General features: G+C 40.9%; 14 protein-coding genes and 2 pseudogenes. 7 read left to right on the forward strand and 9 right to left on the reverse strand.

The window, feature by feature from the left end:
- Window positions 1–55: 55 nt before the first annotated feature.
- The 7 genes and pseudogenes from E2I05_RS00230 to rsmD all read right to left on the reverse strand — a co-directional run bounded on the left by E2I05_RS00230 (window position 56) and on the right by rsmD (window position 8,720).
- A complete protein-coding gene (locus E2I05_RS00230) occupies window positions 56–514 on the reverse strand; it encodes a hypothetical protein (protein WP_121853100.1) in 459 nt (152 codons plus the stop codon).
- A 128-nt stretch (window positions 515–642) separates the two neighbouring features.
- Window positions 643–1,859, reverse strand: a pseudogene (locus tag E2I05_RS22875) (ISAzo13 family transposase).
- A gap of 139 nt (window positions 1,860–1,998) precedes the next feature.
- Window positions 1,999–3,000, reverse strand: coding sequence for a ribonuclease T2 family protein (locus tag E2I05_RS00245; protein ID WP_121854138.1), 1,002 nt, complete (start codon window positions 2,998–3,000; stop codon window positions 1,999–2,001).
- A gap of 103 nt (window positions 3,001–3,103) precedes the next feature.
- Entirely contained in the window at window positions 3,104–6,235 is a 3,132-nt protein-coding gene (locus tag E2I05_RS00250; protein WP_121854139.1) for an efflux RND transporter permease subunit, read from the reverse strand.
- Window positions 6,236–6,244: 9 nt separating this feature from the next.
- The gene (locus E2I05_RS00255) at window positions 6,245–7,540 is read right to left on the reverse strand and encodes an efflux RND transporter periplasmic adaptor subunit (protein WP_121854140.1); all 1,296 of its coding nucleotides are present in this window, start codon (window positions 7,538–7,540) and stop codon (window positions 6,245–6,247) included.
- Between the two features lie 115 nt (window positions 7,541–7,655).
- A complete protein-coding gene (locus E2I05_RS00260; RefSeq protein WP_121854141.1) occupies window positions 7,656–7,997 on the reverse strand; it encodes a hypothetical protein in 342 nt (113 codons plus the stop codon).
- Between the two features lie 144 nt (window positions 7,998–8,141).
- A complete protein-coding gene (rsmD, locus tag E2I05_RS00265) occupies window positions 8,142–8,720 on the reverse strand; it encodes a 16S rRNA (guanine(966)-N(2))-methyltransferase RsmD (protein ID WP_121854142.1) in 579 nt (192 codons plus the stop codon).
- 177 nt (window positions 8,721–8,897) lie between these two features.
- On the opposite strand from rsmD, the gene ftsY reads away from it, so the two are divergent.
- The 5 genes from ftsY (at window position 8,898) to E2I05_RS21885 (ending at window position 14,135) form a co-directional block, all read left to right on the forward strand.
- Window positions 8,898–10,535, forward strand: a complete 1,638-nt coding sequence (gene ftsY / locus E2I05_RS00270) for a signal recognition particle-docking protein FtsY (RefSeq protein ID WP_121854143.1) — start codon at window positions 8,898–8,900, stop codon at window positions 10,533–10,535.
- A gap of 70 nt (window positions 10,536–10,605) precedes the next feature.
- Window positions 10,606–11,295, forward strand: coding sequence for a cell division ATP-binding protein FtsE (gene ftsE / locus E2I05_RS00275; RefSeq protein WP_121854144.1), 690 nt, complete (start codon window positions 10,606–10,608; stop codon window positions 11,293–11,295).
- Window positions 11,295–12,269, forward strand: a complete 975-nt coding sequence (ftsX, locus tag E2I05_RS00280; protein WP_121854145.1) for a permease-like cell division protein FtsX — start codon at window positions 11,295–11,297, stop codon at window positions 12,267–12,269. The genes ftsE and ftsX overlap by 1 nt, the downstream gene beginning before the upstream one ends.
- Before the next feature lie 451 nt (window positions 12,270–12,720).
- Window positions 12,721–13,578, forward strand: a complete 858-nt coding sequence (gene rpoH, locus E2I05_RS00285; protein WP_121854146.1) for an RNA polymerase sigma factor RpoH — start codon at window positions 12,721–12,723, stop codon at window positions 13,576–13,578.
- A 398-nt stretch (window positions 13,579–13,976) separates the two neighbouring features.
- Entirely contained in the window at window positions 13,977–14,135 is a 159-nt protein-coding gene (locus tag E2I05_RS21885) for a hypothetical protein (RefSeq protein WP_170179600.1), read from the forward strand.
- A 655-nt stretch (window positions 14,136–14,790) separates the two neighbouring features.
- Here E2I05_RS21885 and E2I05_RS22880 read toward each other — a convergent pair.
- Window positions 14,791–16,007, reverse strand: a pseudogene (locus E2I05_RS22880) (ISAzo13 family transposase).
- An 807-nt stretch (window positions 16,008–16,814) separates the two neighbouring features.
- Here E2I05_RS22880 and E2I05_RS00310 point away from each other — a divergent pair.
- Window positions 16,815–18,764, forward strand: a complete 1,950-nt coding sequence (locus tag E2I05_RS00310; RefSeq protein WP_121854150.1) for a hypothetical protein — start codon at window positions 16,815–16,817, stop codon at window positions 18,762–18,764.
- Here E2I05_RS00310 and E2I05_RS00315 read toward each other — a convergent pair.
- Window positions 18,756–19,184 (reverse strand): Lrp/AsnC family transcriptional regulator, encoded by a 429-nt coding sequence (locus E2I05_RS00315; protein ID WP_121854151.1) that lies wholly within the window; start codon window positions 19,182–19,184, stop codon window positions 18,756–18,758. The two genes, E2I05_RS00310 and E2I05_RS00315, sit on opposite strands and share 9 nt — an antisense overlap.
- Before the next feature lie 181 nt (window positions 19,185–19,365).
- Between E2I05_RS00315 and yjeH the strand changes: the two genes are divergently transcribed.
- Window positions 19,366–20,622 (forward strand): L-methionine/branched-chain amino acid transporter, encoded by a 1,257-nt coding sequence (gene yjeH, locus E2I05_RS00320; protein WP_121854152.1) that lies wholly within the window; start codon window positions 19,366–19,368, stop codon window positions 20,620–20,622.
- Window positions 20,623–21,075: the final 453 nt, after the last annotated feature.

Consider the following 21,075-nt stretch of genomic DNA (forward strand, 5'->3'; position numbering starts at 1 on the left):
ACAGAAAATCAATAAGTTAAAAAACTAACATCAATTAGGCTGAACACCCAAATGACTAGTTAAAGTTGCAGTTTTTCAACGTTTGTTTAATTGCAGCTTTTCCTTTTAACAAGTTGAAAGTAAGAACAACTGGTTTATTATTTCCATCAAGCAATCTAAATCTTACAACGCTTCCCTTAGTCATCTGTCTCAGCAAGCCAGCCCAATTTGTCCAATGACTACTTCTGTGAGCCGTTAATCCTTGTTGAGAATTAATGCCTACAAGCTCAACGCCAGGGTTTTTATCAACTTTTCCAAAACTAACATTTTTAAAATTATCATCGTGATTTGTATTGGTTACCATCATTTTTAGTTGTTTATTATGGCAAGATAAACTGAATTGTCCGTTATGGGACTTCGCGATAATTTCTGTAGTGTGAAGGTTGGTAAAACCATCAATATTTTCGGTCTTTTGCCAGTGAGTATCATTAATAGTGGTGGTTAAGCCAGAGGCTAAAAGAATGGCTGTCAGCATGACTACTACCTTTAACTTTAAGTAATGCAAGAAGGAGAAAAAATAGGCTTAAATTGCCAAGTATTGCCTTGAATGCGGATGAGTATTAATTATTTCCGACAGAGTAAAGCAACTAAGGGATCTAGCATTTAAAAATCTACCGCAATTGGAGTGATTGTAAGATCCCACTTTGGTAATTCACTATTTCTGACTATTTTACTTTCCAGCTCTTCTTTTTCTTTGTTATTGAGCTTGACTCCTTTTGAGTAAATTTTATCAATTAAATTGACTACTGGGCTCATCGCTTTCCATGTCATTGTTTTTGTCCATTCTATTACCGTTTTGGCTGTACTCAGTAATGTGCCATTCCAATGCCTCTCTAACGATGACCAGACTCGTTCTATCGGGTTGTACTTACTGTGGTATGGCGGGTAGTAGACGTTTCGAATCTTGAGTTTCGATTGTTCACTAAACGCTACTAATCTAAACAGGTATTGAGTACGACAGCCACTATTTTCAGGACCATTATCTGAAAAAATAATGAGTTCTTCCACTTCTAGATTTTCACTTTTAACTGAATCCCACCACCATTCAAGTGCGTCACAAATGAAGTCACTTGTTTTATTTGAGTTGCCATAAAAAACATGAAGTTGATCATTGTCGAGGTTAAGAATTCCGAACGGGATCATTTTCTTTTTTATTTCCATATCATGATCCAACGCTTGAACAGCATCAGCACTACGAGATTTACCGTAACGGGAATACTCACCAACATTAACTGTCGCTTTACAGTCGATACTAATACGGATGACTTTTTTATTACCGGTTGTTTCTTTATTGATTTTGTTTACGTTTTCAAAGATAGCGTCTGTTTGAGGAATTTTTTTTGGGGTTTAGTTTTTTGGACTCGTCGAAGTCTGTATCCCAGTCGATTTAATATGTCGTTAATGGTTCTTTCTTTAGGTAATTCTTCAGGTAGCCAGCCTTTTTCTTCAATTAACTTTTTTCTGACGCCTTTCGCTGTAATTCGGGTATACACAAACGTATTTTTAAACTTCGGGTCGGCTTGCGATTCAGGATCTACTAACGCTCTAATATCTATTTCTAATTGAGGCTGACTCACTTCACTTCGAGGTTTTCCGTCATAGTTTCCGAAACACTCGAAGCCCGTTTCTTGTTCATGAAGCCCAAGCGCAACAGCCTTTCGACACCAGCCAAATTCTGTTTCAGTTAAGCGTGGACTCCCACAGCAGAAGGTTTTGGATACTTCGGCCATAAAAACTCTTTTCTCCATCCCATGAAGTTTACTGGATGCAAGTTTAATTATCCTTTTGGACTCACTAGAAAGGTAAATTGAAGTAGACATTTGGCTGCAACCGTAAATTACTCTGTTTGGATTATACGTCGGTATAACCTAAGTCGCAGCATCCCTAAACTGACAACTCAATATAAATTATTATTTTTAATTTTCTTTTCATGAGAGCCCACGTTATAAATTCCTGTGATTATTCAGGCTGGTAAACCATAAAAGTGTTGGAGCAATTTCCTTTATCGATTTGATAACTTGTAGTGATTAACTCTTTTAATGGCGTGTGGGAATCTACTACTTTTGGCAATGCGAGGTTAATTTCTACCAATAAGCCACTGGTGCATTTTAGTTTTAAGTGTTGGTGTGCGTCTTCACCAAAGCTGTTATCAAAAGCCACAATGGTATCTTGAAAACTGACTTTCTTTCCGATATTTGGCTGAATAAATTCAGTAACAAAACGGGTACTGTTAAAGTTTTCAACAAGATTTGTGGCTAAAGTAAAAAATAAATTTGGATCATTATTTTCACAAGTACCGTGCTTCCACCATTCGTGACGTTCAAGGCAAGATCCATAGGTAACACTTGGCATAATCGCTCCAAGCCGTTGCTTAACGTCAGTATTCAGTGATATTTGTGGGTAACTACAGAAATTACTTGGTTGATGTGAAACAGAGCCGCAATACCCATAATGGGTGCCGCATTTATCTTTATTTGGCCACAAACCATGAAGACTAAAAGATTGCCACTCAGAACTCGTCGGATTGTTTTTAATCGCTATACATTCAGGTTTACTTGAATGCGTCACACAAAAAGCCGCTTGCCAGCTCAATGCAAGTACATGAGAGTCAAATTGGTTGCTGACGGAGCAACTGTCACTGCCACCATCACCACCACCGTCATCATTTATTTGTACAAAACCACAGGATGCTTCTACCCAGCGCAATGGAGATTGATTGGCTTGAGTATATACACGATACCACTCAGGGTTTTCTTTCGTACCTAAAAACTCGATGAGTGAGTAATGAGTATTGATTTGTGTGTGTAACCCACCAGGATTGGTATGATGATTTTTTGATTGGTACATAGGGCAGGTTTTAGTCGCAACAAAGCTACCTTTGATAGGCTGTGCGATGGTTATCGTTGAAAAGTTAAAGAGTAATACCGTGCACAAAATGACTTGGCGAATAAAACAATGCATGGAACCGTACCTTTCATTTCAAAAGATACGGTTTTATAGCATGTTTATTAAACTATTATCGTTGTAAAGCGGTCTAAATCGACGACTTGTTGATTAATTTTTATTAATAATTGAATTTCTTTTTATAAATTAATAAGTAAATAGCAGGCAAAACGAGTAAAGACAATAATGGTGCCGTGATCATCCCCCCGACCATAGGCGCTGCGATCTTTTGCATAACATCATTGCCTGAACCACTGCCCCACATGATGGGAAGTAAACCGAAGAAGATGGTTGCCACCGTCATCGCTTTCGGGCGAATTCGCATTACTGCACCATGAATTAATGCATGTTTTAAATCCTGTTGGGTGTGATATTCGTCGGCGGCCTTGGCTTCTTTAATGGCGTTGTTTAGATAGATCAGCATGATAACGCCGAACTCAGCCGCGACGCCCGCTAAGGCAATTAGGCCTATCGCCACAGCAACAGACATATTGAAATCGAGGAAATACAGAAACCAGCCACTGCCGACTAGTGCAAAAGGTAAGCTCAACATGATAACGCTAGCTTGCACGCTGGAGCCAAAAGTGATCATGAGTAATACAAATATCACCATCAAAGTCATTGGGATGACTTGAGTGAGCTTGTCTTTAACTCGTTCCATATATTCGTATTGACCACCAAAACTGTAGTTGTATCGTGGCGGTAAACGGACTTCTTTCTGCAAAGCTGTTTGGGCTGCTTTAATGTATTCACCCATGGATACGTCTTTAATATCCACAAAGACCCATGAAATTAAACGGCCATTTTCACTTTTTAACATGGGTGGACCTTGGATGATGTCGATATCGGCTAAATTTCTTAATGGCAAATAATGGCCTGACTTAGTGATAACAGGCAATTGGCGCAATTTTTCAATGTTGTCACGTAAAGCGCGTGGATAACGAAGATTGATGGGGTAACGCTCCTCACCTTGCACTGAGGTACCAATAGTCTGGCCTCCAATGGCATATCGAACTACATCATGAATGTCATTTAAACTCATGCCGTAGCGTGCTGCAACGTCTAGTTTAGGAGATATATCAATGTATCGGCCGCTGCTGGCCCGTTCGGCGTAAGCTGATTGCGTTTGCGGTAGTTGATTTAATACCTGTTCAATTTGAACACCGATTTGTTGCAGTTGCTCGATATTATCACCACTGACTTTAATGCCTACGGGGGTTTTAATGCCAGTCGAGAGCATATCAATACGGGTTTTAATCGGCTGTACCCAAGCGTTGGTAAGTCCAGGCACATTAACCGTATTTTGCAGTTCTTTGATTAACTCATCAAGATCCATCCCTGCTCGCCATTCATCGCGAGGCTTGAGCATGATGGTGGTTTCAATCATGGTGAGAGGTGCGGGATCTGTCGCGGTTTCTGCTCGGCCCACTTTACCAAACACGCGAGACACTTCAGGAACCGTTTTGATCAATCTGTCGGTTTGCTGAAGAATTTCAGCGGCTTTACTGGCACTTATCCCCGGTAATGTTGTTGGCATGTAGAGTAAATCCCCTTCTGCTAATTCAGGCATAAATTCATTACCTAATTGAGAATATGGGAACCACGCACTGCTCAGAATTGCTAATGCAATACCAATGGTGACTTTAGGGAAATCTAACACCCATTTTAATATCGGGTGATATATGGCAATCAATAAGCGACTGACAGGATTGCTGTGTTCACTGGGAATTTTTCCGCGAACAAAATAACCCATCAGGATAGGCACAAGGCTTACTGACAATAACGCCGCTGCTGCCATTGTGGCGGTTTTAGTATAAGCCAACGGAGCAAATAGACGACCTTCTTGTGCTTCTAACGCAAACACAGGAATAAAGCTCAAGGTAATGATCAGCAATGAGAAAAATAATGCCGGCCCGACCTCAATACTGGCTTCAGTCACAATCTGCCAATGCTCATCTCGTGTTGGTTGTCTTTGGTGCTCATTTGAAAATTGCTCTAAATGTTTATGCAGGTTTTCGATCATGACAATAGCGCCATCGACAACGGCACCAATGGCAATGGCGATGCCCCCTAAGCTCATGATATTGGCATTAACACCAAGGTGGTTCATGACAAAAAAACCGATTAAAATAGACAATGGCAAAATGACAACCGCCACGAGAGTTGAACGCCCATGAAGCAAGAACAATAAGCATACCAGACCCACCACGATGATCTCTTCTGTGACTTTTTGGAACAGGTTATCTACTGAGCTGTTGATTAATTCAGAGCGGTCATAAGTGGGCACAATTTCTACGCCAGCGGGTAATCCAGCCTTGAGTTGTTCAAGTTTCTGTTTGACGGCTTTGATGGTTGCTAAGGCATTTTCGCCGTGGCGCATAACGACAATTCCGCCAACGACTTCCCCCTCACCATCGAGTTCAGCAATGCCGCGACGTGCTGCTGGGCCTTTACGAATTGTGGCAATGTCTTTAAGCGTTACGCCTGTCCCTGATGTACTGGTGATCCCCAATGGAATTTCTCGAAAATCATCGAGGGTTTGACGATACCCCTTAGCTCGCACCATATATTCAGCTTCCGCCATTTCGATGACCGATCCACCAACTTCACCATTAGCATTGTTAATGGCTTTGATGACTGAAGCAATATCGAGCTTGTAACTGGCGAGCTTGTCAGGATCTAACACTATCTGATAGGTCATTTCCATCCCGCCTACCGTGGCAATTTCGGCAATGCCTGATACGCTTTGTAGCTCTAATTTTAAATACCAATCTTGTAAACTTTTAAGCTGAGCGAGATCATACTGCCCAGTTCGATCTACCAGCGCGTATTCGTAAATCCAGCCTACACCAGAGGCATCGGGGCCAAGCTCAGGCTGAACACCTTGCGGCAGGCGACCATTGACTTGGTTTAAGGTTTCTTGCACGCGAGAGCGCGCCCAATAGATATCTGTACCATCTTCGAAAATGACATAAACGTATGAATCACCAAAAAATGAATAGCCTCGCACCGTTTTCGCACCGGGAACCGACAACATCACCGAAGACAGCGGGTAGGTGACTTGTTCCTCGACAATTTTCGGAGCTTGACCGGCATAGGGGGTTTTCACAATGACTTGCACGTCAGATAAATCGGGCAGTGCGTCGAGCGGAGTATTTCGCAATGCGTCAATACCCACTAAGGTCATCATAATAGCCACAATCAGGACGATGACACGATGACAGATCGCCGCGGTAATAATAGTTTTCAACATAATACCGTCCTATTGTGGTGTTTCTTGACTTAAACGGATCAAGCTACCGCTCAAGCTGGCTTCAGAATCTAAAAGAAACTGCCCTGAAACGACGACTTGGTCGCCAATATTGAGCCCTGAGAGTATTTCAGCTTCCCCTTGACTCAATATTCCGACTCGAACCGTGGTGGCCTTGAAAGTATTGTCATCTTGCTTGACGATGACACGGTTAGTTTTACCAGTTTGTATCAAGGCTTGTTGTGGGATCACTAAGGCATCTGGATTTGGGCGACCAAACAGCGCGACTTTAGCCAGTGTGTTGGGCTTAAGCGCCGTATTGGGGTTATCTAATACCACTCGGACTCTTAAACTACGAGTGATGGTGTCAAGCTCTGGGTAGATATAATCGATACGGGCTTGAATTGCGTTAAGCTGAGCTGCTGGCACAGAGACATGAGCTTTTTGTCCGACTTTGAGCCAGTTTTGTTCATTTTCAAACACATCGGCAATGATCCACACTTTTTGTAAGCTGGCTAAAGATAACATCTCAGTTTGAGGCTCGATGTACATGCCTTCTCTGATCTTCAAGTCATTAACGATACCGTTGTCATTGGCATAAAACGAAACTCGATATTGGGTTTCTTTAGTTTGTTTCAGTCGCTTTATTTGATCTTGGTTAAAGCCTAAGAGCTCAAGGCGTAATTGTGCTTTTTTCAGTAAGGAAAGGTAACCTTGGTGCTTGCCTTGCTGAGTTAATGTATTCAGTGCCAGTAAATAATCATCTTGAGCATTAATAAGATCGGGGGAATAGATTTGATAAAGTAATTGCCCTTTAGTGACTTTATCTCCGACAGATTTAATCGTGAGCTTCTCGACCCAGCCACTAAAACGAGCATGAAGGTGAACGATTTGGCTTTGATCATATTCCACCTGACCAACGGTTTGCACAAATTTACTGAGGTTTGCACGTTTGGCTGTAGTGACTTTAATCGCCAGTGATTGTTGCATATGACCAGAAACATTAATGTCGTTTGGGGACGACTTATCCTCAGATTTTGTCTTCGTTTCAACCTGCACGAGATCCATTCCGCATATTGGGCATGTTCCCTTTTTATCACTGACAATATGAGTATGCATTGGACAAATAAAAGCAGGTGTTGACGATGGCTTCAAAGCCGATAATTCAGGCTTTTCAGTAAATAGTTCTGCCGTTCTAATCATTGAATGAGTGTGATGATCGTGCTCAGCATCGTTGGCCGATGAATAAGACAATGGCACATAAACTAAAAAGAGAGAAAAACCAAAAGAGAGCGTTAATAATTTCATTGAACTACCCCATCAATAAACGCTTGAATTAGAAAATAACAGCAAAAACAGCTGTCACTAAAAAATAATAATTAAGAATCGTTGGCTCGTTGTTTATTGAGCTAAATATTGGTGACTAAGAAATGGGAGGACGTAATTCAGTGAAGCCAGTAATGATATAAAAGTGATTCAAAGGCGGAGCGTTTACAACAGTCGTTGGCGTTTGTGCTGGCCAATGAATTGATGCCATCATGGCGCCGCTGACAGAAAAAGCAAAACAGTGGCTGCAATTACTCTGGCAAACATCGTCTTGTGAGCAATCGCTATCACAACAGTTATTTTTATCTGTACAACTTGTTTGATTATTGTCAGACATGGTCATCATGTGACAGTCGTGGGCACTCATCTGCAGTGAGGGCTCCATTGCTGGTACTTGAGTTTCCATCCAAGACGCATCATTTTGAGCCAAATACGCCATAGTATGTCTTTGACTCAATGCGCTTTGGCTTATGAATAAGCAAAAAACGAGTAGCAATGATGTATAACGAGGTAGACCTATGGTCATGTAACGACGCTCAAGTATGATCCAAATGGTGAATGTTCAGTTTAGCACAGTCTGTTTTTATAAGTCACAGACTTGAAACAAACGATAACAAACTTGACCAGCCTGTTTGTGTTTTAATTCCTGCCAATGAGTTGGAATATTAAGATGTGTTAACTCAGATTCTGTTTCTACATAGACTAATGCATTGTTATTTAGCCAGTTATGCTCGTGTAATCGATCAATGCATGGTTGTGCTAAATGCTTACGAAAAGGCGGATCAATAAACACAATATCAAATTTATGCTCAGGCGTTTGTTGCAGTAAAAGAAGAGCATCGCCTTTTATGACATCGGCATTTGTGCTGTTAAGGGTATCCAGATTGGCCGTTAACTGATTGGCAGCATTGGATTGAAGCTCAAAAATTTTCGCATAGTTGGCGTAACGTGATAGTGCTTCAAAGCTCAATGCACCACTGCCAGCAAAGCAATCCAGCACATTAGCACCGGCAATGTCCGGCGCTATCCAGTTAAACAGGGTTTCCCGAACTCTATCCGTTGTAGGTCTAAGGCCTTCGAGATCATGAATGGGTAATTTACGCGAACGCCACTGCCCTGAGATAATTCTTACTTGGCCACTACCGGCTTTATTTTTAGCCATTCAATTCTCGTAATGTTTCTTGAAATCATAAGGTGATAGACTATTCCCACAAAGAGAGACGTTATTCTATATCAATCGTTAAGAAGATCCGAACTGAGTATGTTGAATTTTCTGATATCTGTGATGTTAGCGTCCAACAATGAATTAATATTGAATAGATGAGCGCTGGAATTATTTATGGCAAAGAAAGGTTTTTTTTCCTGGTTTCGTAAAGATAAATCATCAAAAGAACAAACTGTGGAGCAAGACTCTGCTTCAACATTAGCAGAAGAGACTCAAGCTAAAGAAGCGGCTGAACAGGCTGAACGTGACGCTCAGGCCGCGCGATTAGTTCAAGAAGCAGAGCAACAAGCTGAAGCGGAACATTTAGCTAAAGCCGCAGCCATCGAAGCGGAAGAAGCAAAACAAGTGCTTGAAAAAGCCGCTGCAGAGCAAGCAGAGCGTGATGCTCAGGTCGCGCGATTAGCCCAAGAAGCAGAACAACAAGCTGAAGCGGAACGTTTAGCTAAAGCTGCAGCCATCGAGGCGGAAGAAGCAAAGCAGGCGCTTGAGAAAGAAGCCGCTGAACAGGCTGAACGTGACGTTCAAGCCGCGCGATTAGCCCAAGAAGTAGAACAACAAGCTGAAGCGGAACGTTTAGCTAAAGCCGCAGCCATCGAGGCGGAAGAAGCAAAGCAAGCGCTTGAGAAAGAAGCCGCCGAACAGGCTGAATGTGACGCTCAAGCCGCGCAATTAGCCCAAGAAGCAGAACAACAAGCTGAAGCGGAACGTTTAGCTAAAGCAGCAGCCATCGAGGCGGAAAAAGCAAAGCAAGCTCTTGAGAATGAGGTTGAACAAGCAAAGGATGAACAACAACCTGAACCTCAAGAAAAACCAGCGAAAGAGGGATTATTTGCTCGATTAAAAAGAAGCCTTAAGCGCACCAGTGATAACATTGGTAGCGGCTTTATTGGTTTGTTTCGCGGGAAAAAGATTGATGATGAGCTGTTTGAAGAACTTGAAGAACAGCTATTGATTGCTGATGTTGGAGTAGAAACCACAACACGCTTGATCAATAGCTTGACCGATCATGCCTCTCGTAAGCAACTCAAAGATGCCGAAGCTTTATATGAGTTATTGCAACAAGAAATGCAGAAAACTCTTGAGCCTGTTGCCATTCCCTTGATCCCTGAGGGTACAGATGGCCCCTTCGTTATCCTGATGGTTGGCGTGAATGGGGTGGGTAAAACCACCACCATAGGTAAACTTGCCAAGCAATATCAGAGTCAGGGTAAATCCGTTATGTTGGCTGCAGGAGATACTTTCCGTGCCGCCGCCGTCGAACAATTACAAGTATGGGGGCAGCGGAACGATATTCCAGTTATTGCTCAGCATACGGGAGCAGACAGTGCATCGGTACTCTTTGATGCGTTGCAAGCCGCTAAAGCACGAAATGTTGATGTGTTGATTGCAGATACAGCAGGACGTCTACAAAATAAATCACATTTAATGGAAGAACTGAAAAAAGTTGTCCGCGTGATGAAAAAGCATGATGAAGCGGCGCCCCATGAAGTCATGCTAACCTTAGATGCAAGTACAGGGCAAAATGCCATTAGCCAAGCGCAGTTGTTCCAAGAAGCCGTTGGAGTGACAGGGATTACACTGACTAAGTTAGACGGTACTGCGAAAGGAGGAGTAATTTTTGCAATTGCAGATAAGTTCGCTATTCCGATCCGCCATATTGGTGTGGGTGAGCAAATAGATGATTTACGAGCGTTTCATGCCAAAGATTTTATCGACGCGCTTTTTGACCAAGATAGCGCTTCGTCGGAATAAGGCGCAAATAGTGTCAATAGATGGCATCAATAACGTTAACTAAATAGCATCATAAGCAAAATGGATGAGTATGATTTTATTTGAACAAGTGAGTAAGGTGTATCCCGGCGGGCAGCAAGCCCTTAAAAAAGTTGATTTTCACTTAAAGCAAGGAGAAATGGCTTTTTTAACTGGGCATTCAGGTGCGGGTAAAAGTACCTTACTTAAATTGATCACTGTCATTGAGCGAGCTTCGACTGGTAGAGTGGCCATTAATGGTTTTGATGTGGCGAAATTAACGCCTAAACAGATCCCTTATTTGCGCAGGAATATTGGCATGATTTTCCAAGACCACAACCTCTTGATGGAAAAAACCGTCTTCGATAATGTGGCTTTACCGCTGATCATTGAAGGCTATTCTATCGGAGAAATTCGCAAGCGTGTTGCCGGTGCTCTGGATATGGTTGGACTATTTGGTAAAGAGCGTCATCAGCCGGTCATGTTATCTGGTGGTGAGCAGCAACGTGTCGGCATCGCCAGAGCGATTGTGAATAAACCCGCTTTACTGCTTGCTGATGAACCAACAGGGAATCTAGATCCAAAGCTATCGATGGACATCATGCAGTTGTTTGAAGTCCTAAACGATTCAGGTACCAGCGTGCTTATTGCGACTCATGATCTTGGGCTGGTGGCACGAATGAAATACCGAACTTTGACCTTGAAACAAGGGCAGTTGTTCGAGTTACGTCGAACAATTGCTCAGGAAGAGAGCGTCAGCTGATGAAATCATCTAATCAATTAAAACACGTTAATCAAAGTAAATTGCCCATATCAGGGCGTATCGTGATATTTTTTATCCGTCATGTTCAACAAGCCATGGCTAGTGTCGGTGAATTGTGGCGACACCCATTATCATCATTGATGACCATTGCCGTCTTGGGGGTCAGTTTAAGCTTGCCAGCCACCTTACAAGTATTAGTGAAAAACGCCGAAGTCGTGACTCGTTCATGGGATGATGCGGCGCAAATTTCGTTGTTTGTTAAAGTGGGCCGAAGTGAGCAATCTATTCAAAGTTTACTGGCAAGAATTAAGACTTATTCAGAAGTGGATGAAGTACATTACATTAACCGTACAGAAGCACTAGAAGAGTTCCAGCAGTTGTCTGGGTTTGGTGATGCACTGGCTTATCTCGATGAAAACCCATTGCCTGCTGTGATAACTGTGACTCCAACAATCAGTATTTCGAATCCATCACGAGCAAGAAATTTATTATTAAAATTAGAACAAGAACCTGAAGTCAATTTTGGACGATTAGACATTGAGTGGCTTGAGCGCTTACAGGCATTGGTTAGTGTGTTTCAGCACGGGGTATTTTCGATTGCCGTATTATTGATTGTGGCCGTGGTATTGGTGATAGGAAATACCATACGTCTTGCGATTATTAATCGCCGCAGCGAAATAAAAATAATGAAATTGATCGGTGCTACTGAGTCCTTTATTCAGAGGCCTTTTCTGTATACGGGAATGTGGTATGGAATTATTGCAGGGATATTTGCTGGGATAATTGTAAATTTTATTGTGTGGTACCTTGATGGCGCTTTATTGGAACTGCTTGAATTATATGAAACCAAAGGGTCATTGCAGTCACTATCCTTGGATGAGATAATTTTTTTAGTGGGTTTTGCATCGTTTTTGGGTTGGATCGGGTCTTATATTTCGGTGAAACAACATTTAAGAGCCATCGAACCAACGTAAGGGAACTAGTAATTTAGAAAGTACCAATCTTTGTACCAGCGAAGGCAGGTATCCAGTGACTTTCTATAGGAAAAAGCAAAGGCACTAGGGTCTGTTGATCTTTCGTGATTGTTTTTGCAGCGATAAATTGGCTATTTTATGCAAGGTAGAGTTTGTGAGGTTTGGTTATTATCGACATACAGAACTGTCGTTACTTCGTTTCCAGCCTGCATTGGATTGACGTGAACTCATCGGTATACTTTTTTCCGCAACTTTCCTAAACAGAAATTAATGATTAAGTATTTCCTACTAAAGTTGGTTTGCGAACTGATAAAAGTTACAAGATAATATACATAAGATATAAACTCACAATTGTTGACATATTTTGTCAATTAGTGAATAGTGCTAAATCGTTCGATAATCAACCTGATGATAATCGAGTAAAAAACAGTAGTTATAAGTAGGAGAGTAAATGGCCCTTCAAACGCAATCAATGACTATGATGGTTCCTAACGGAGGCAGCAGTCTTGAAGCTTATATACAGTCAGTCGCCAGCATTAATATGTTGGATGCCGAAACTGAACATGAGTTAGCGAAGCGTCTACATGAAACTGGTGACTTACAAGCAGCGAAAAAACTGATTATGTCGCACCTACGCTTTGTGGTTCATGTCGCTAAAGGTTATGCCGGTTACGGTTTGGCTCAAGCGGACTTGATCCAAGAAGGCAACATCGGCTTAATGAAAGCCGTAAAACGATTTGATCCAAGTGTCGGCGTAAGATTAGTATCGTTCGCAGTGCATTGGATAAAAGCGGAAATTCATGAATACGTTTTGAAAAACTGGCGTATTGTGAAAGTCGCAACCACAAAAGCACAGCGTAAGTTGTTTTTTAATTTACGAAAAGCAAAAAAGCGTTTAGGTTGGTTCAGCGATGAAGAAGTCTCTATGGTGGCTGAAAACCTAGGCGTATCAAAGGATGATGTGACCGAAATGGAATCGCGCATGGCCGCGCAAGATCCAGCTTTTGATATTCTTAATGATAGTGATGACGAAAAAGACTATGCACCCATGCATTTTCTTGAAGATCACTCTTCAGATCTTGCTAGTAATGTTGAGCAAGACAATTGGGAATTCAACGCGAATTCTCGTTTATTGTCAGCCATAAAAACCTTGGATGAACGTAGTCAACATATTTTGCAAGCCCGTTGGTTAGATGATGATAAAACCACATTGCAAGATTTAGCCTCGATTTACCAAGTGTCAGCAGAGCGTATTCGTCAATTAGAAAAAAATGCAATGAATAAACTGAAGAATTGCTTGCAAAGCTGAAATGTTTAACGATTTTATCGTTTGATTAAAACCTGCTACGGCAGGTTTTTTTGTTTGCCCAGCGAAGCTGGCAAACCCGACAGGCAGAAAGAAGTCTGTATCACCCAGACTGAGAGGAAGATAATCCGAATGGCAAGGGCGTTGTTGGCTAACGGCAAGGTCTGAAGGAAGCCATAGGAAGTTAGAGGTACACAGCGAAAGCAAACCTGATTCGGCATAATAGAGAGGTAAGCGTGCGAAATAGCGCAACGCCATATACTCAGTCAGCTCTATCATGTGCTTGAGGGTGGGATTTCTAACAGGGAGCGAGTGCAGTAACTGGGGAAGCCTGACACCTTATCTGGGATAGTCCAGAAGCTTTTATACAAGAGAAAACTCAAGGTAGAAGTTGGTGCGAGGTGGCCGATGAGCCCGTAGTAGTGAGTAAAATCCAGCCAATGAAAGCCAGTAATGGTGTGGAGGGCAAAACTGGATTGACCAATGACGTAGTTTATTGGCGACATCAACAGCCAAAAGCCAAAAGCCAAAAGCCAAAAGCCAAAAGCCAAAAGCCTTAATGTTGGCGAAGGGGTGAAGCTTAATTTAAGTTTGTGATGGACAGGATTATTTTTCACAGATACAGAAAATCACAAAAAGATGAGTGAGGCATTTCCGACTGGAGGCATTAGGTATAATGACTCTGGAGACCGAAGCCGTATACGGGAGTAATTCAGTCATATCAACCTAAAAAAATCAGTTGAACGCTGAGTATATAAGTAACTGTTTGAGCAATAAGATGATTTTATTATCATGGTTTTCACCCAATGAGTGAAATGCTCTACGCTCACAAGCTTGCTAAAATGGCTGCTATCTGCGTTGTAACTTTTGCAAGTAGAATAACTACTTGCTGCAAGCTACGCCTTAATATCAGCCATTTTTTTACGGTAGGCTACACCGCAGACTTAAGCAACTTGGTTATAAGCCACCATTTAAGTTCTAGGATTATGCAATGCCGAATAAATGGTTTGCAGAGATGGGGCTATACAATCTTGAAGAAGTACGAACGGGCTATGTGCTCAGTACAAAGTAATTGAATAAAATTAAGCAGGAGCCGTATACGAGACCCGTACGTACGGTTCTGTGAGAGGGATGGGGCACTACGCCTCACCCTACTCGATGTGCTTCAAGGATTAATTTTGAGAATTAAATCACCTCAGCTTAGGGATCTAGCATTTAAAAATCTACCGCAACTGAAGTGATTGTAAGATCCCACTTTGGTAATTCACTATTTCTGACTATTTTACTTTCCAATTCTTCTTTTTCTTTGCTATTGAGCTTGATTCCCTTTGAGTAAACTTTATCAATTAAATTGACTACTGGTCTCATTGCTTTCCATGTCATTGTTTTTGTCCATTCTATTACCGTTTTGGCTGTACTCAGTAATGTGCCATTCCAATGTCTCTCTAACGATGACCAGACTCGTTCAATCGGGTTATATTTACTATGATATGGCGGGTAGTAGACGTTTCGAACCTTTAGTTTCGATTGTTCACTAAACGCTACTAATCTAGACAGGTACTGAGTACAACAGCCGCTATTTTCAGGACCATTATCTGAAAAAATAATGAGTTCTTCGACTTCTGGATTTTCACTTTTAACTAAATCCCACCACCACTCAATAGCGTCACAAATGAAGTCACTTGTTTTACTTGAGTTGCCGTAAAAAACATGAGGTTGAGCATTATCGAGGTTAAGAATTCCGAACGGGATCATTTTCTTTTTTATTTCCATATCATGATCCAACGCTTGAACAGCATCAGCACTACGAGATTTACCGTAACGGGAATACTCACCAACATTAACTGTCGCTTTACAGTCGATACTAATACGGATGACTTTTTTATTACCGGTTGTTTCTTTATTGATTTTGTTTACGTTTTCAAAGATAGCGTCTGTTTGAGGAATTTTTTTTGGGGTTTAGTTTTTTGGACTCGTCGAAGTCTGTATCCCAGTCGATTTAATATGTCGTTAATGGTTCTTTCTTTAGGTAACTCTTCAGGTAGCCAGCCTTTTTCTTCAATTAACTTTTTTCTGACGCCTTTCGCTGTAATTCGAGTATAAACAAACGTATTTTTAAACTTAGGGTCGGCTTGCGATTCAGGATCTACTAATGCTCTAATATCTATTTCTAATTGAGGTTCACTAATTTCACTTCGAGGTTTTCCGCCATAGTGTCCGAAACATTCAAACCCAGTTTCTTGTTCATGAAGCCCAAGTGTAACAGCCTTCCGACACCAGCCGAACTCTGTTTCAGTTAAGCGTGGGCTTCCACAGCAGAAGGTTTTGGATACTTCGGCCATAAAAACTCTTTTTTCCATCCCATGAAGTTTACTGGATGCAAGTTTAATTATCCTTTTGGACTCACTAGAAAGGTAAATTGAAGTAGACATTTTGCTGCAACCGTAAATTACACCGTTTGGATTATACGCCGATATAACCTAAGTTGCAGCATCCCTTAGTGTAACGAAATCAATAAACCTAAATAAATCGGTTGGGAGCGTTCGTATACTCATAAAAAATAACTAATAGCAAGGCATAAATAGCAGCAAGCAGTGGTTTTACTTACAAAATTTATAACGCAGCTAGCGGTGATTTTGGCAAGTATATGAATGTTGAGCACTCACCTGATGGGTGAATTTGGGTTGTTTAATTTTGTATTTAACTTCATTAGATTAAAGTTAAATTGTGCGTTCAACCAATTTATTTAGGATAAAGGTTTTATTTAGCTAGGGGCTGTTTATCTTTCGTGATTATTTTTGCAGCGATAAATTGGTCGTTTTATACAAGACAGAGCTTGTGCGGTTTGGTATTCCAAATAAGCAAGCGATAACGCAGTAGAAATGACCAATTTACGCTGTCTTAGATGCTTTTGAGCGTTAACTGTTCTGTGTTGTAACTCGTTTACTTAGATGACTAAGCTTCATTGCTTAAGCCTTGAACAGATAAACGCTCAAATAGCACAAAATTTAATCCTGAAAGATAAACAGCCCCTAATATATAAAATCTGTATAAATTCAGCATCTTACTTTGAAACGTTTTTATTCTGGCTAATATTCTTGAATAGTCTAAAAAATGATTAACCGTTTCAAATGCTTAATAAGTCTATAGTTAAGGTAGATTCGCGAAGAAACTGGCTTACTAAAAGTAATGCGACTTAACGTGTGAAAAGGTGAAGTGACATGATACCAAGATCCTCAATGATGAATTCTGCAACTAAAGATTTGACCGAGGTTTTTGCGCCTAGTTTTTCAGATGAATTAAAATTTTCATTTGAACTCATCAAAAGAAATTTTTCTGTTACAGAACGAGAAATATTTGACAAGTTATTCGAATCAAATAATTTTCAACAGCTTAAGTTGAGTGAGCAAGTGTCAACGTTCATAAATGAAGTTAAAAAATTACCGTTGGAACAACAAGAGAAATTCAAGTATCAACTTAATAATGGTGATAAAAATACGTGGAAGCTTATGATTTCCTACGAAGGAATGAAGGCGTGTTGGTGTGAATTAGAAGTGAGTGATCAAGATGAAGAAAGGGAATACATACAAATAAAACTATTTGCTGAACAAATAGCATCAACATTAAATCAACTGTGCGCTGATACTTCTGCTCAAACCTTATTCAGTGAGAGAGAGCTTCAACAGCTTGTGTGTAGCATGATTGAGAATGATGCAAATTTTCCTTTGAGCAAACTAGCCGATAGAAAAACAATGCTTATCTTGTCAGAAGTGGGTGTGTTTGACACAAACCTAGCTGCAATCTGCTCAGAATATGTAAGTGAACAAAATAAACACATGTCACAAATAGAGCTCGAAAGACAGAAAAAATATGCAGGGAAAGTGAGAGAAAAGCAAAACTTATTAAATGAGTACGATGATGTCTTTATGGATGAAGTCTCTGTTCATAGTATGAGCCGATCTCGAACAAGCACGATGAACTCATCTAATACATCGAATAGCACCGGATCGGGGGAGAGCCAAAAGTCTCCTCAAGATCATAATAATGAATCAATTGAGTCACCGTCTTTGGTAAGAAACCCTGTTGGTGAGACTGAAGTGCCAAGGGGGTGGGAAGACTACGCTGAAAATAGGGAGTTAACAAATCTAACACTCGCGGAAATGGATGCTCAGACACTAAAAAGCCAAGTACAAAGAGCATTAGTTGCAGTCAACGACTATAAGACATTTGAAGCATTAACCATACAACAAATAGTAAAGGACAATAAGCATATAAGAAAAGGTGAGTTGTTGAGCGCTCTAGATAATCATACTTTTTGTTCAGATGCCTTAGTTGATATAACAAGCGGCGGAGCTGAGTCTGCAGAAAAGGAATATTGGAAACATGGATTTTTTTTACGAAAGAGCAGTAAATCTAGGAGTATGAGGAATTCTGATGATTTATTTAAAGTAACATTTGTGAGGCTTGAAAATAGCGTTGATGAAATGAGTTTATTTGTAAGGAATGAAATGCTGTTTTTAAAACGGAACTTTGATGAGACAAGTAGCGATTTTTTTCAAATTGTTGACCGTGCAAGTGCCAAATCTGAAAGCATAGATTCAATCAATCAAAATGATGCTGTGAACAACAAAGCGACGCGACAAGAAAGTGTTTCTCATGACGCAAGACAGAAAGCAGAAAGAAAAAAAGTGACTTTAGAAAATATTCATAGCAAGAGAAAATTATTACTTGAGAACAAGAGTAAAATAGAAGCCGAACTTGGAAGAAAGGGAAAAACAGAAAAAATACAGCTAGAATCCATTGAGAATGAATTAGCAATGTTAACCGTTATTGAAGAACGATTAATGAAAAGTTCAGAAGATCTTTCTTCGAAAAAGACAGATATTGCCCCTCGAGACGAAAGAGCTCAGCTACAACAATGGGCGAAAGGACAACAAAATAAGAATGGGGAAAGAAATCTCGTTGCTGATTTTCAAGTGCTCAAAGTTAACGCTAGATCGCTAAGGGGTTTTATCCAAACTTTTTATCATCGACAATTGTCAGACATGGTGACAAGCCTTGCCAATAAAAGCTCTCTATTGTTGAAAAAACATCTGCAACACTCTGAGATTCAAACAGAACTACGACAGGTAAGTGTAGGTAATACGAATTTGTATCAAATATGCTTAAATTGTTTGCTCTTAGCCTAAATTATTAATCCACTCACTCATCACTACGTGGGTTTTTATCCTCACAATATCGTCTTGCGCATCGATTAACTCGCGAATTTGATGCAAGCGTTTCATCGATGCGGCTTTTACATAGACTAACAAATCCATCTCTCCTGAAATACCACGGCAAGTAATGACTTCAGGAATGGCGTGAAACACGTGCATCACTTCAGAGCATCGAGCGCATTGGTGCTGAATTTCAAAATAAGCCGAAACGCCTTCTTTTTGAGATTCACTGAGCAGCACTTGATAACCGCGGATGATCCCCGATGACTCTAGTTTTTTAATCCGATCTGAAACCGCACTGCGAGATAAGCTGACTTGCTCAGCAATAAAAGAAACCCTTTGACGTGCATTTTTTCTGAGCAAGTTAATGATTGCTTGGTCGAATTTATCCATGACTAATAATGTTAAATTGGCTTACGTGTATAAATAACAGACATTTTGCAGGAATAATATAACAATCCCGACATATTGTCGGTGAATGAGCCGAATTTGTCGGCAAGCAGTAGCAGAATGTTCATGCAATACCCTCTATAATTCAGCTTTCTAAATTAGATTAAAAGAGTATCAATAATTAATGAACGCAACAATTGGTCGTTGGCAAGGCGCTGGATTAATGGCAACCACCCTATTAGGAACCGGAGTCTTTATTTTACCGCAGATTACGGTTGAGGTCGCAGGCTTTGGAGCACTGTTTGCTTGGGCGGCACTCACAATATGCATTATTCCTGTGACTTTGGTGTTTGGTAAGTTGTCGAGTATTTTTCCTCATGCGGCTGGGCCGGCGTATTTTGTAGAAAAAGCGTTTGGACGCACTATGGGACGAACAATCGGGCTGATATTTCTGCTCGTGGTGCCTTTAGGCGCACCCGCTGCAATTCTGATGACCTTTCAGTTTGTTGATGCATTATTTTCAGTCTCAGGATGGGCGAAACTGGGGCTGGAATTACTGGTTATTGTTGGGCTGTATTTTTTTGGTAAGCAAGGGCTGCAAGTGTCAGCTAAAGTCCAATTCGCGTTAACGCTCACAGTGATAAGTATCGTTGTTTTATTGTTTGGTTCAAGTACAGTCAATAGTGAACAGTTTGTCAGTTTAAGCCATCACGACGATGCGCAACTGTCACTAATCTTGGTTGCCTCAGGTATCGCATTTTGGAGTTTTCTTGGTGTGGAAGCCATGACTCACTTGGCAGACGACTTTAAACAGCCTGAAAAAGACATGCTGCCCGCAATGATGATTGGTGTTGCCTTGGTCGGTATTATTTACGTCGCTTGCACCTTACTCTTGTTGTTAGTTCCGACTGATCATTCTGTTGCAATGATAGGTATTTTTGATCAGCTTCTCGGGGGATATGGCGCACAAGTCATAGGTATTTTGGGGATCAGCAGTGGTTTGGCGACGGTCAACGTTTATTCAGCCAGCGCCGCGCGATTAACCCGTAGTTTTAGTCAAGAGCAAATTCTGCCGCGATACTTTGATAAGGTGAATGAACGTGGCGTCCCTGAGCGTGCTCTTACTGTAATTCTCATTGTTATGGCCGTTGTATTATTTTTAAGCTTTGTTACGGAGCAGCAGTTAGAGCATTTAATCTCTTGGACCAATGGTGTATTTGTGATTATTTATATGATGGCGATGCTATCAGCCATCAAGCTCTTAAATTGTAAATATTTGCCTTGGATCATATTAGGTTGTGGATTTTGCTTGGGAATGGCGATTGCCTTGGGCGCTAATATGACATATGCCATGTTGATGACAGCAGCAGCTGCACCAGTATTGTGGTGGCAAAAACATTATTTACGTAAGAAACAAGTGAGCGTTGAACAGCAAGGTTAATACCAATTACAGTAATTAGGATCTGTTGATCTTTCAGGATTAAATTTTGTGCTATTTGAGCATTTATCTGTTCAAGGCGTGAGCAGTGATGCTTAGCCATCTAAGTGAGCTGGTCACAACACAGAACAGTGAATGCTCAAAAGCATCGAAAAAAGAGAGAGCGTAAATTGGTCGCTCTTTCTAAATAAAAGGTGCTGCGTTATCGTTTTCTTATTTGGAAACGAAGTAACGATAGTTTTGTATGTCGATAATAACCAAACCTCAAAAAACCTGCCTTGCATAAAATAACCAATTTATCGCTGCAAAAACAATCACGAAAGATCAACAGACCCTAATCTCTCACCCAGCAAGAGATGTTGTGGGATTTGTCTCAACGTATACGCAGCCAAGCGAATACATGGCCATAAACCTAGAAACATCAGTTGACTGCGTTCTCAAGCGTAGAAAAAATGG

The organism is Parashewanella spongiae (genome assembly GCF_004358345.1).
GTDB lineage: Bacteria > Pseudomonadota > Gammaproteobacteria > Enterobacterales > Shewanellaceae > Parashewanella > Parashewanella spongiae.